This window comes from Rathayibacter sp. AY1F3 (genome assembly GCF_002931975.1).
Lineage (GTDB): Bacteria > Actinomycetota > Actinomycetes > Actinomycetales > Microbacteriaceae > Rathayibacter.
Genome location: NZ_PSVF01000049.1, coordinates 1 through 12,449 on the forward strand (window position 1 = coordinate 1; position 12,449 = coordinate 12,449).

A 12,449-nucleotide genomic window follows, 5' to 3' on the forward strand; every position below is an offset into this window, starting at 1 on the left:
GCCGGCGGGCGACGGCGACGACGCTCAGGGAGGTCGCGGCGGCGGCCGCGAGCACGAGCACGAGGACAGCCGCGGGGTGCGGCTCCCCGAGCAGGAGCAGCGCGGCCAGCGCGGCCCAGGCGAGGGCGCCTCCGGTGGCGACGGGGCCGAGGTGCGGGGTGGCGGCGGGTGCAGTGGCGGTCATGGTGCGTCCTCTCGTCGTGGTCCTCCGAGCCTCGCGGAGGCCCGTCGGCGGAACCAGATCAGCATCCGGGCACGGCAGCATCCGGACATGCGGCGGACCCCCCGGCTCCGCGCGGGCCGGAGGGTCGGGGGCCCACCGGACGCCCGGGCAGGCTCCGGCCGTGGCAGCATCCGGTCAGCCGGCCTCGCGCAGCCTCCCGCCGGCGAGGTGCAGGCAGCGCTGCGCGCGGCGGGCGACGGCGGAGTCGTGGGTGACGATGACCAGCGTCAGCCCGCGCTCCCGCCACAGCTCCTCGAGCAGCAGCATGATCTCGTCGCGGGTGCCCTCGTCGAGGGCGCCGGTCGGCTCGTCGGCCAGGAGCACGCGCGGATCCTTGACGAGCGCGCGGGCGATCGCGACGCGCTGCTGCTGGCCGCCGGAGAGCTCAGCGGGCAGGTGGTCGACCCGGTCGCCCAGGCCGACCGAGACGAGGGCCGCTCGGGCCCGCTCGGCGCGCTCGCCGGCGCGGATCCTCTGCGGGGCGAGAGCGGTCTCGACGTTCTCGAGCGCGGTGAGCGTCGGGATCAGGTTGAAGCTCTGGAAGACGATCCCCACCTCCGTCGCGCGCACGGACGCCAGGACGCCGTTCCCCGCGGAGGAGAGCTCCCGGTCGTCGAGGAGGACGGTGCCGGAGGTCGGCCGGTCGAGGGCGCCGAGCAGCTGAAGCAGGGTCGATTTGCCCCCGCCGGTCGGCCCCTGGACGGCCACCATCTGGCCGTCGGGGATGGTCAGGGTCACGTCCGCGAGCGCGGTGACCGCGGTTCTCGCGGTGTCGTAGCGCTTGCTGACGTCGGTGAGGGTGTACACAAGTGGTCCTTTCGAGTGGGGGACGGAGCGGTGGCGGATCAGGCGGCGGAGCGCAGCGCCGCGGCAGGGCGCAGGCGGGCGGCCCGCCAGCCGCCGAAGGCCCCGGCGAGGAGTCCGCCGAGCACGGCGAGACCGACGGCGAGCAGGATCACCGGCACGGTGACCGGTAGGGAGAGGACCACGTCGGCGGTGGTCGCAACGGCCCGCTGTGCTCCGGGCCCGCCGAAGCCCCCGGGTCCGGCGGCCTGAGCCGTGGCCGTCGAGCCCGACAGGGTCGGCCCGACGGCGTTGACGATCGCCACTCCGATGAGCCCCAGCAGCATGCCGGCCGCGCCGCCGAGGAGACCCTGCACCACGGACTCGCCCGCCACCTGGCGGACGATCGCGCCGTCGCTCCAGCCGATGGCCTTCAGCGTGCCGAACTCGCGGGTGCGGCGGGCGACCCCGGAGACCGTGAAGAGGACCGCGATCAGGAACGCGGCCGCCAGCACCAGCAGCGAGAGCCACGTGCCGAGCTCGGCGACGAGCTCGCCCGCCGTCGAGAGCGAGCCCGAGACGGTGGAGGCGAGGTCGGCCTGGGTGGCGACCGTCGTGTCCGGCAGGGCGGCCTGCAGCGCGGCCTGGATCGCGGAGATGTCGTTTGCCGACGCGGCCTGCACGTACACGGACGAGATCATCCCGGCCTGCCCGGAGAGCGTCTGTGCCACGTCGAGCGGGACGTAGGTGTCGGAGGCGCTGCTCGCCTCGGTCGAGTCGGAGGTGACGATGCCGACCACGGCGAAGTCCGTGCCGCCGATCGCAAGCGTCGATCCGACCGAGAGCCCGGCCGTGTTGGCGTACGCGGAGTCGACGACTACCACGTCCTGCCCGGCGTCCTCGGCCGTGAGCGTGCGGCCGTCGGTGAGCGCGACGTCGGCCAGCGGGCCGATCGCGGAGCCGGAGGGGTCGAGTCCGAGCACCGAGAACGAGTCGACGCCGAACGACGAGCCCCCTGCGCCGTCGGGTCCCCCCGCCGGGGGAGCGCCGGCCCCGTCTTGATCCGTCGGTGCGGCGGCGGCGTCCGTGCCGGTCTGCGTCCGCCCGGGCAGCTCGCCCGAGAAGGTCGTGCTGGTCAGCGCGAGCACGCCGATGGCGGTCCGCACGTCGTCGACGCCGAGTGCGGTCTGCACGGCGGAGGAGTCGAAGGTCGCGGTGCCGCGGTCTGCTTGCAGCAGGGAGCGGCTGACAGAGGTGGTGCCGTCGTCGGTGGTGCCGTCCCCCGAGCCGAAGTCGAAGCGCTGCCCGCCGCCGGAATCGTCGGCGGGTGCGGCGGCGGCCCGGGTGACGGTGATGTCGGTGCCCACTCCGTAGACGGATCCGAGGACCGATGCCTGCGCGGTGCGGACGCCGGCGGCGAAGGAGGTGACGAGGATGACGAGGGCGATGGCGAGCGCCAGTCCGGCGGCGACGATCATCGTCTGCCGTCGCCGGTGGGTGAGCTCGCGCCGGAGGTAGATGGCGAACACGGGGTCCTTCCGAGAGGGGCCGGGCGCGGGATCGCTCGGCTTCCTCGACCGTAGGGAGACCTCCTCTCCGGACCTTCGCTGTCGGCTATGGGCACCCGATGAGCGCAGCCGCTCCTTCCGGCGCGCTCCTGCTCCCCGGGCGCCCGCTCTTCCCGGGGCGGTGCCCGCGGTCGTAGGCTCGCGCTCATCCGCAACGGGAGGGGCCGACGATGACCGCCACGAGAGAGACGTCCGCCCCGCCCGAGCTCAAGCGGGTGCTCGGCCCCAAGCTGCTGCTGCTGTTCGTGGTCGGCGACATCCTCGGGACCGGGATCTACGCCCTCACCGGGCAGGTCGCGGCCGAGGTGGGCGGGGCCGCGTGGCTCCCCTTCGTGATCGCGTTCGTCGTCGCCACGCTCACCGCCTGCTCCTACCTGGAGCTGGTGACGAAGTACCCGCAGGCGGCGGGCGCCGCGCTCTACGCGCACAAGGCGTTCGGGATCCACTTCGTCACGTTCCTCGTCTGCTTCACCGTGATGGCGAGCGGGATCACCTCGGCCTCCGCCGCCTCGGGCGCCTTCGCGAGCAACTTCGCGATCGGCTTCGGCCTCGGGGACGGCGCGGGGACGCGGCTGAGCATCGCGCTGGTGTTCATGGTCTGCATCGCCCTGGTGAACCTGCGCGGTGTCGCCGAGAGCGTCGGGCTGAACGTGGTGCTCACCCTGATCGAGCTCTCGGGCCTGCTGCTGGTGATCTTCGTGTGCTTCTTCGCGGTGTTCGGCGGGCAGGCCGACTTCTCGCGGGTGGTCGCGTTCGAGGCGCCGGAGGACAAGTCGCTGCTGCTCGCGGTGAGCACCGCGACCTCGCTGGCGTTCTTCGCGATGGTCGGCTTCGAGGACTCGGTGAACATGGCGGAGGAGACGAAGGAGCCCAGCCGCATCTTCCCGCGCGTGATGCTCACGGGTCTCGGCATCACCGCCGTGGTCTACGTGCTCGTGTCCACGCTCGCCGTCGCGATCGTCCCCGTGGGGGAGCTTGCCGGCAACGACACTCCGCTCGTCACGGTCGTCGAGGCCGCGGCGCCCGACTTCCCGATCTCGACGCTGCTGCCCTTCATCTCGCTCTTCGCCGTGGCCAACAGCGCGCTGATCAACATGATGATGGCCAGCCGCCTGCTCTACGGGATGAGCCGCCAGGGCGTGCTGCCGCCGTTCCTGCAGAACGTGCTGCGCGGACGGCGCACGCCGTGGGCGGCGATCCTCTTCACGACGGTGATCGCCCTGCTCCTCACCGCCTACGTGTCGCGCGACCCCTCCGACCCGATCGCGGTGCTGCTGGGCGGGACCACGTCGCTCCTCCTGCTGGCGGTCTTCGCCGTCGTCAACGTCTCCGTGCTGGTGCTGCGGCGGCAGCCGGTCGAGCACCGTCACTTCCGGACCCCCACCGTGCTGCCGGTGCTGGGCACGATCGCCTGCGTCTACCTGGTTCTGCCGATCACCTCGGGACGCGACACCGCCCAGTACGGCATCGCGGGGGTGCTGCTCGTGATCGGCGTCCTGCTCTGGGCGGCGACCTTCATCGACCGGCGGGTCCGCGGCTATGCGCGCACCGCGGCGATCGCTCCGGAGGAGCTCGACGCCGATCCCGCAGAGGACGCATCGGGAGCGCACAGCGACGGCATCGGCCGGTCATAGCCGATCCATAGGGAACTCCCGATACTGGAGTCATGAGCACCCCGGCCCCCTCGAAGCACCTCGCCCCCGCGCAGCGCACCCGCCTGAAGCGGGCCGACGGGACGCCGATCCGCGTCCTCGTCGTCGACGACGAGAGCACCCTCACCGACCTGCTCCAGATGGCGCTGCGCTACGAGGGCTGGGAGGTGCGCACCGCCGCCGAGGGCCGCGCCGCGATCACGATCACCCGCGAGTTCCGACCGGACGTGATCGTGCTCGACGTGATGCTCCCCGACATCGACGGCCTCCAGGTCCTGCAGCGGGTCCGCGCGGACGGCAGCGAGACCCCGGTCCTCTTCCTCACCGCGAAGGACGCGCTCGACGACCGGATCGCCGGGCTCACCGCCGGCGGCGACGACTACGTCACCAAGCCCTTCTCCCTCGAGGAGCTGGTCGCCCGGATGCGCGGCCTCATCCGCCGCAGCACCCTGCTCGCCAACGACGCGGACGACCCCGAGGTCGTCGTGGGGGACCTGGTGCTGAACGAGGACAGCCACGAGGTCCGCCGGGGCGGCGACGAGATCGAGCTGACCGCCACCGAGTTCGAGCTGCTGCGCTTCCTGATGCGCAATCCGCGCCGCGTGCTCAGCAAGGCCCAGATCCTCGACCGGGTCTGGTCGTACGACTTCGGCGGCAAGTCGAGCGTGGTCGAGATCTACATCTCGTACCTGCGCAAGAAGATCGACGCCGGCCGCTCGCCGATGATCCACACCGTGCGCGGCGCCGGCTACCTCCTGAAGCCCGCCGACCAGTGAGCCGCACCGGCCGCCCGTCGCTCGGCGACTTCGCGACCCGCTCCGCCCTCCGCAGCTCCCGCCGCGGCCGGCGCGCGCCGTGGACTCTGCGGCGGCGGATGGTCGTCGCCGTGGTCGCGCTCGTCGCGGTGACGGCGGGCGTCGTGGGAGCGGTGAGCGTGCTCTCGGCGCGGTCGATCCTCTACGGCAGCACGGACGCGTCGCTCAGCCAGTCGGTCACGCGCCTCCAGGACTTCGACGGGCCGAGCCGCTTCGGCGGGTCGAGCGCGATCGAGCAGGCCACGACCTGCCCGAGCGGATCCTTCGGCGGCGGCCCGAGCCAGAACCTCAGCACCATCACCGCCGTCCAGGGCTCGGACGGCTCCTTCATCGGCGCCTACGTCGACGCCGACGGGGTCTGCCGGCAGTTCTCGGACCCGGCCGACTCGGTGCTCGCGGCGGCCGTCGCCGCAGGGGGCGAGGAGGCGACCATCGAGCTGCCCGGGAGCCTCGGGACCTACCGCGTGCGCGCGGCGGCGGTCGAGGGCTCCGTCGTCGTCGTCGGCGTCCCCCTGGGCGAGGTCGCCGAGACGCTCGCCTCCCTCACCTGGGTGGTCGTCGTGGTGGTGCTGCTGGCGATGCTGCTGGTCGCCCTCGTCGCCACCGCGATCATCCGCGTGGCCCTGCGGCCCCTGGAGCGGGTGGAGGCGACGGCGACCCGCGTGGCCGAGCTGCCGCTGGACCGCGGCGCCGTCGAGCTGGTCGACCGGGTCCCGGAGGAGGACGCCGACACCCGCACCGAGGTCGGCCGGGTCGGCGCCGCCTTCAACCGCATGCTCGACCACGTCACCGGTGCGCTGGAGTCGCGGCAGGCGAGCGAGGACAAGGTGCGGCAGTTCGTCGCCGACGCCTCGCACGAGCTGCGGACCCCCCTCGCGGCGATCCGCGGCTACGCGGAGCTGCCCCGTCGGGGCGGGACCGAGCTGCCGGAGTCGGCCGCCTACTCCCTCGACCGGATCGAGTCCGCCGCCACCCGGATGACCTCGCTGGTCGAGGACCTCCTCCTGCTCGCCCGCCTCGACGAGGGCCGCGACCTCGAGAAGGAGCCCGTCGACCTGACGCTGCTCGTGATCGAGGCGCTGTCGGACGCGCACGCCGCGGGCCCCGACCACGAGTGGGACCTCGAGCTCCCCGAGGAGCCGATCGAGATCCGCGGCGACGGCTTCCGGCTGCACCAGGTGGTCGCCAATCTGCTGCGGAACGCGACCGTGCACACGCCCCCCGGCACCCGGGTCGTGGCGGCGCTCGCCGAGGAGGTGTCGGAGGGGCGGCCGATCGCAGTCGTGACGGTCACCGATTCCGGCCCGGGCATCGCGCCGGAGCTGGTGCCGGTGCTGTTCGAGCGCTTCGCCCGCGGCGACTCCTCCCGAGCGCGCACGACCGGATCGACGGGGCTGGGCCTGGCGATCGTGGCGGCGGTCGTCGACGCCCACGGCGGGCGCGTCCTCGTCGCGTCCGAGCCGGGGCGCACGAGCTTCCGCGTCGAGCTGCCGGCGGGTTGAGGGCCGGGAGGGCGGTCTCCCGCCGCCCGCCCTACACCGAGACGCCCAGCCGGCGGCGCGCGTCGTCGAGGGTCCGCACCACGGCGACCACCTCGTCGAGCGGGTGCAGCGGCGACTCGGTGCGCCCCTCCGTCACGTACTGCGCGACGTGCAGCGCCTCCCAGGCGAGGCCCTCGCCGCCCTGGAGCGGCGTCTCGTCGATCCACGACCCGCTCTCGGAGCCGCTGGTGAGCGTCACGCCGCCCGGCGTCCAGAACGACGGGTGCACGTCGATCCGCCCCGCCCGCCCCGCGACGCTCGCCGCGTGGCGGGTGTCGGCCAGCACGGTCGAGGTGGCCACCGACTGCACCCCGTGCGCGTGGCTGCCGACGATCGTCGCGGTCGCGTCGACGCCGGTCGAGGTCATGCTGCCGGCGACGACGGTGCTCTGCGGGGTGCCCGCCACCATCGAGACGAAGGAGGAGGCGTAGACGCCGACGTCCAGCAGGCCGCCGCCCGCGAGCGCCGGGTCGAAGATCCGGCTGGAGGGGTCGAAGTCGAAGGCGGCGCCGAAGTCGGCCGAGACGACGGCGGGCGCGCCGACCGCCCCGTCGGCGAGCAGCTGCCGCACGACGTCCATGTGCGGCAGGTAGCGCATCCACATCGCCTCCATCGCGAAGACTCCGGCGTCGCGCGCGGCGTGCACCATCATCTCGGCCTCGCCCGGGGTCGGCGCGAACGGCTTCTCGACCAGGATGTGCTTGCCCGCGGCGATGGCGAGCAGCGCCTGGCGGGCGTGCTCCGAGTGCGGCGACGCGATGTAGACCACGTCGACCTCCGGATCCTCGACCACGGCCTCGTAGCCGGCCGAGGCCCGCTCGATCCCGAACCGGCTCGCGAACCGCTCCGCGCGCTCCAGCGAGCGGGAGCCCACCGAGACCACGCGCTGCCGGGTGTGCTTCTGCAGCGCCTCGACGAACGAGCCGGCGATCGAGCCGGGCGCGATCACCCCCCAGCGCAGGACGGGGGAGTCGAGGAGGGAGGGGAGTCGGGGCTCGGGGAGCGTCAGTGCCATGCGTCCACGCTAGGGCCCCGTGCCCGGCGGGGGCGAGGGGGTGCGCGGCGGTCCCCTAGGGTGTGACGGCACGCGCAGTCGCGGGCGGAGGAGGACGTCATGCCCGAGTGGTACACCCTGGGCGTCGTCGCCCTCGTGATCGTCGTGGTGGTCGTCGCGATCGTGCGCTTCCGGTTCAACCCGGTGCTGGCGCTGGCCGTGGGAGCCGCCGCGATCGGCCTGCTCACCGGGCTCGGCCCCGTCGACACCGTCTCCACGATGACCACCGGCTTCGGCGAGGTGATGATGGAGGCTGGCCTCCTGATCGGCTGGGGCGTGCTCATCGGCGCGATGCTCAACGAGATGGGCGCCGTCGTCCGGCTCGTCGAGGGCCTGCTGCGCGTCTTCGGCCGCCGCGGGATCCCCTACGCGCTGGGCCTGTCCTTCGCCACGTACCTGCAGACGATCTTCGTCGACGCGCTGATCGTGATCGCGGCCCCGCTCGCGCGCCGGATCGCGCCGCGGCTGGGGCGCGCGGGCACCGGCATCGTCGCCGTCACCTTCGCCGTCGGGCTCGAGACGGGCATCGTGATGATGGTGCCCGGCTTCGCCGCGGTCGCGCTCGCGGGGCTGCTCGGAGTACCGCTGGGCGTGATGATGCTCGGCGGCTTCGCGGTGGTGGCGCCGACGGTCGTGGTCACGATCCTGCTGATGTCGCTCGCGTTCCGCCTCGGCTTCTGGGACGCGGCGCGCGACGAGCAGCTGGTCGTGCGCGACGACACGACCGGGCTCGCGACGGTGGGAGCGTCGCCCGATGCGGACGGCGGACGGCTGCCGTCGTTCGGCGCGCGGGGGAGCGGCGGGGCGTCCTCGGGCGGAGCCGGAGCGGTGTCGGGCGGCTCGTCCGGCTCGTCCGTCGAGGACGCGGCGGGTCCCTCTGAGGCGCAGGACGCCCACGCCGCCCGCGAGCGCCCGCTCCTGCTCCTCTTCGCGCCCATGCTCCTCGCCCTCCTGCTCATCGCCGCGCAGGCGGTGCTCACCGTCTCCGGGATCGAGCTGCCGGTGCTGCAGTTCCTCGGGAACCCCGTCATCGCGCTCCTCCTCGCCGTGATCGGCACCGGAGTGGTCGGCCGGTCCACCGTGGGAACCGCGCGGATGGAGAAGGCGGTCGCCAAGGGCTTCCAGGACGGCGGGCAGATCTTCCTGCTCACCGGCGTCGGCGGGGCGCTCGCCGCGGTGATCGCGCAGGGCGACCTCGGCGAGATCCTGAAGGGCTACTTCTCGACCTCGGCGACCGCGCCGCTGCTGCTCGTCTGGGTGATGGCGGCCGTGCTGCACATCGCGGTCGGCTCGGTCACCCTCTCGGCGATCACGGCGGCCGGAGTCGTCGCGCCGGTCGCCGCGACACTCGGCCTCGACCCGCTGCTGATCGCACTCGCCGCGGGTTCCGGCGCGCTGTTCTGCATCCACGTCACCTCGAACACCTTCTGGCTGCTGCAGAGCTTCCTCGGCCAGTCGGTCCGCGGCGCCCTCAAGTCCGTGACCGTCGGCGTCTCCCTCGCCTCCGTCCTCGCGCTCGGCGCCACGCTCGTCCTCTCCCTCTTCCTCTGACCGGGCCCTCCTTCCTCCTCTCGCCGGATGCCACTCGGGCACTCGAGTCGCCGGGCGAGGCGTACCGAAGAGGCATCTCGCGGAGGTGACCCGGCCGACACGTGACGGAAACATGGAGCCCCTATCTTCCTGAGAGGGTTCACATCCGATTCGGAGATCCAGACGCCGACGGGGGCCCGATCCGTTCCGTCACGCCTCGACAAGGGAAGAACTCCGCTTGAGATCTCGAACCGCCCTCGCCTCCGGATGCGCCGCGCTCGCGCTCGCCGCCGGCGGCCTCCTGGTCGCCCCGCCGGCGACCGCCACGACCGCAGCACCCGCCGACTACACCCGCGTGGACATCGTGCGTCCGCCGTCCGCTCCGATCGCGGTGCCGACCAGCTACCCGCAGCAGACCCCGCTGACCGAGGTGCCCGTCGACCCGACCGACGCCTCGCTCCTGCGCGGAGTCACCCCCTACGACGCCATCGCGCCGCAGCTGAACGCGCTCGCCGCCCGCTCCGACCGGGTCTCGACCCAGGTGGTCGGGAAGTCCGGCCTCGGCCGCGACATCTACCTGGTCACCGTCACCGCCCCCGAGACCGAGGCCGAGACGGCTCAGCAGGCCGAGTGGCGCGACCGGCTCAAGTACGAGCCCGCCGCCGCGGCCGCCGACGCCGAGCTGATGGACGGCTACAAGGTGCCGGTCTGGTTCAACGGCAACATCCACGGCAACGAGTGGGAGGGCAGCGACGCGATCCTCGAGTACATCGAGGGCGTCGCCACCGCCGAGGACGCGGAGACCGAGGCGCTGCTCGAGGGCAACCGCCTCTACTTCACCGTCACCAACAACCCCGACGGCCGCGCCCTCGGCCAGCGCGCCGTCGCCGCGGGCTACGACCCGAACCGCGACATGATCACCGGAGCCACCAGCGAGGCGGCCGTGATCCGCGACCTCTCGAGCGTGCTCCAGCCCACGTACTTCATCGACATCCACGGCTACACCGGGATCCTCCAGGTCGAGCCCTGCGGCCCGCCGCACGGCGAGAACTACGAGTACGACCTCTTCCTCCCGCACGCCTACGCGACCGCGCTCGAGATCGAGCGCCGCGTCGTCGAGGCCGACGTGCCCGGCAACACCTACCTCGCCGAGGACGGCAGCGCCACCACGGACAACACCGGGAAGATCCTCATCCCCTACCGCGACATCCGCGCGGGCTGGGACGACTGGCCCCCCATCTTCGCCCCGCAGTACGTCGCCTTCCAGGGCGCGATCACCAACACGGTGGAGCTTCCGCTCGGCCGCACGGCCAACAGCACTCCGGAGGAGATCGCCCAGGGCCAGGCCAACGCGGACATCGACGTCGAGGTCGCCGGGATCGTCATGGACGCCTCCGTCGACTACATCGAGGCCAACCGCGACGCGCTCCTGAGCAACCAGGTCGCCATCTTCGAGCGCGGCGTCACCGGCGCCCCCGCCGTCGAGATCCCCGCCGACGTCTCCGCGGCCGACCTGCCCGCGGGCGTGCCGACCGAGTGGACCGAGATCTGGGACGAGACCGACGTCTACACGACCGAGTACCCGCGCGCCTACGTCATCCCCGTCGACGGCACGCAGCGCTCCGTCTCGGACGCCGAGACCCTCGTCGCGCAGCTGCTCGCCCACGGCGTCGAGGTGTCGCGGACCACGGCCGCCACGAGCGTCGAAGGAGTCTCCTACCCCGCGGGCACCTACCTGGTCGACATGCACCAGTCGGTCCGCGGCCTCGCCAACGTCCTCCTCGCCGACGGCAGCGACATCTCGAGCCGCGTGCCCGAGATGTACGACGTCTCGGCCTGGAGCCTCTCGCTCCTCTGGGGCGCCGACGTGCAGGCGATCGGCTCCACCACCGACGCCCTCCCGGCCGTCGGCCTGGAGCCGGTGACCGCCGTCGCTCCGGTCGGCTCCGTCCCGGCAGACGCCGACTACCTCGCCTTCGAGCCGCGCGGCGTCCTGGAGTACCAGGCCGTCAACGCGCTGCTGGCCGACGGCGTCGCCCTCGAGCAGTTCGAGGACGGCACGATCGCCCTCCGCGCCGACGCCGCCGGGCTCGCGGCCGCCGAAGGAGCCGCGGCCGTCTTCGGCGTCGACTTCACGGCGACCACCGCCGACCGCGTGCGCGCCGAGGACGGGAAGGCGCTCGACGCCCTCCGCGTCGCCTACTCCGGCACGAACGAGGACCGCGACGCGCTGGCCAAGCTCGGCTTCGCCGACGCGGTCGCCGTCGACGCGGCCGCGCTCACCGCGGGCACCGCGACCCTCGAGGGCGCCGACGTGCTCTACGTGGGACGCGCCCTCTCCTTCACCGCGGAGCAGGCCGTGGGCCGCACCGTCGTCGAGGAGTTCCTCGCAGCGGGCGGCGACGTCGTCGGCCGCGGCGGCGCAGGAGCGGCCTTCGTGTCCGACTTCGGCCTGGCCGAGCTGACCGCGCAGACAGGCACCAGCGGCTCCAACGGCATCGTCTCGGTCGAGACGCCCGCCGGCGGAGTCCTGGGCGACTACCCGCAGGACACCGCGTTCGTCTCGCCGGCACTGTGGTTCGCCGGTTTCGACGAGTCGGTCGCTGTCGAGCAGAGCTACTCGGAGGACGGCACGTTCGTCGCCGGGCACTGGGTCGACTCCGAGGGTCAGTCCCGGAGCGACGCGGCCGGGCAGGCCTCGGCCGTCTCGTTCTCGACGGAGTCGGGCGCCGAGGGCTTCCTCTTCGGCACCTCGCCGGTGTTCCGCAACCACCCGGTCGGAGCGTTCAGTGACGTCGCCCGGGCGCTGCTCGCCGTGGCGCCGGAGGGCGCCGCCGTCGAGCTGCCGGGGACCCCGGAGCCCACGCCGACGCCGGAACCGACCGGCTCGCCGGAGCCGACCGCGACTCCCGAGCCGACCGCGACGCCTGAGCCGACCGCGACGCCCGAGCCGACCGTGAGCCCCGAGCCCACGTCGACCCCCGAGCCCACGTCGACCCCGGAGCCCACGCCGACCCCGGAGCCCACCGTCGTGCCGACGGCCGGACCGACCGCCACGGCCGCGCCGATCACCGCGCCGACCGGCCCCGGCGGCCTCCCCTCCACCGGAGTGGAGACCGGCTCCTGGCTGCTGCTCTCGGGAGGTGCTGTCGCCCTCGGCCTCGGCTCGCTCCTGATCGCGCGCAGCCGTCGCCGTGAGGACCAGGAGGCCTAGCCTCCGCCTCGGGGAGGGATCGGGCGCCCGCAGCCCGGTCCCTCCCCGAGGCGGAGGCTAGGCCTCCTG

Annotated in this window: 9 protein-coding genes; 5 read left to right on the top strand and 4 right to left on the bottom strand. The window is 73.4% G+C overall.

Translation table 11 applies throughout. From position 1 onward, the window contains the following. From C5C39_RS16585 to C5C39_RS16595, 3 genes are all read right to left on the bottom strand, one after another. Positions 1-184: hypothetical protein (locus C5C39_RS16585; protein ID WP_219813360.1), on the bottom strand; the 184-nt coding region annotated here is incomplete at its 3' end. A gap of 174 nt (positions 185-358) precedes the next feature. Continuing rightward, positions 359-1,030, bottom strand: coding sequence for an ABC transporter ATP-binding protein (locus tag C5C39_RS16590; RefSeq protein ID WP_104238274.1), 672 nt, complete (start codon positions 1,028-1,030; stop codon positions 359-361). Between the two features lie 38 nt (positions 1,031-1,068). Beyond that, positions 1,069-2,535 (bottom strand): ABC transporter permease, encoded by a 1,467-nt coding sequence (locus C5C39_RS16595; protein WP_104353902.1) that lies wholly within the window; start codon positions 2,533-2,535, stop codon positions 1,069-1,071. Positions 2,536-2,744: 209 nt separating this feature from the next. Between C5C39_RS16595 and C5C39_RS16600 the strand changes: the two genes are divergently transcribed. From C5C39_RS16600 to C5C39_RS16610, 3 genes are read left to right on the top strand one after another with little or no spacing between them, the layout of a single operon-like run. Further along, entirely contained in the window at positions 2,745-4,208 is a 1,464-nt protein-coding gene (locus tag C5C39_RS16600; RefSeq protein WP_104247764.1) for an APC family permease, read from the top strand. A gap of 32 nt (positions 4,209-4,240) precedes the next feature. Continuing rightward, positions 4,241-5,002, top strand: a complete 762-nt coding sequence (locus C5C39_RS16605) for a response regulator transcription factor (protein ID WP_104223650.1) — start codon at positions 4,241-4,243, stop codon at positions 5,000-5,002. Continuing rightward, the gene (locus C5C39_RS16610; protein WP_219813361.1) at positions 4,999-6,543 is read left to right on the top strand and encodes a cell wall metabolism sensor histidine kinase WalK; all 1,545 of its coding nucleotides are present in this window, start codon (positions 4,999-5,001) and stop codon (positions 6,541-6,543) included. Before C5C39_RS16605 ends, C5C39_RS16610 begins: the two co-directional genes overlap by 4 nt. Before the next feature lie 31 nt (positions 6,544-6,574). Here the strand turns inward: C5C39_RS16610 and C5C39_RS16615 are convergent, their stop codons facing one another. Beyond that, entirely contained in the window at positions 6,575-7,597 is a 1,023-nt protein-coding gene (locus C5C39_RS16615) for a Gfo/Idh/MocA family protein (protein WP_104353903.1), read from the bottom strand. Positions 7,598-7,696: 99 nt separating this feature from the next. Here C5C39_RS16615 and C5C39_RS16620 point away from each other — a divergent pair, with 99 nt between their 5' ends. Both C5C39_RS16620 and C5C39_RS16625 read left to right on the top strand, forming a co-directional pair. Continuing rightward, on the top strand, positions 7,697-9,187 hold the full coding sequence (locus C5C39_RS16620) for a GntP family permease (protein WP_104353904.1): 1,491 nt from the start codon (positions 7,697-7,699) through the stop codon (positions 9,185-9,187). A gap of 217 nt (positions 9,188-9,404) precedes the next feature. Beyond that, positions 9,405-12,380, top strand: a complete 2,976-nt coding sequence (locus C5C39_RS16625) for a M14 family metallopeptidase (protein ID WP_104353905.1) — start codon at positions 9,405-9,407, stop codon at positions 12,378-12,380. Positions 12,381-12,449 lie beyond the last annotated feature (69 nt).

Excerpts from the sequence above, each read along its gene's own strand:
- C5C39_RS16620 (WP_104353904.1), top strand. The coding sequence starts at position 7,697 with ATGCCCGAGTGGTACACCCTGGGCGTCGTCGCCCTCGTGATCGTCGTG.
- C5C39_RS16615 (WP_104353903.1), bottom strand. The coding sequence starts at position 7,597 with ATGGCACTGACGCTCCCCGAGCCCCGACTCCCCTCCCTCCTCGACTCC.
- C5C39_RS16605 (WP_104223650.1), top strand. The coding sequence starts at position 4,241 with ATGAGCACCCCGGCCCCCTCGAAGCACCTCGCCCCCGCGCAGCGCACC.
- C5C39_RS16600 (WP_104247764.1), top strand. The coding sequence starts at position 2,745 with ATGACCGCCACGAGAGAGACGTCCGCCCCGCCCGAGCTCAAGCGGGTG.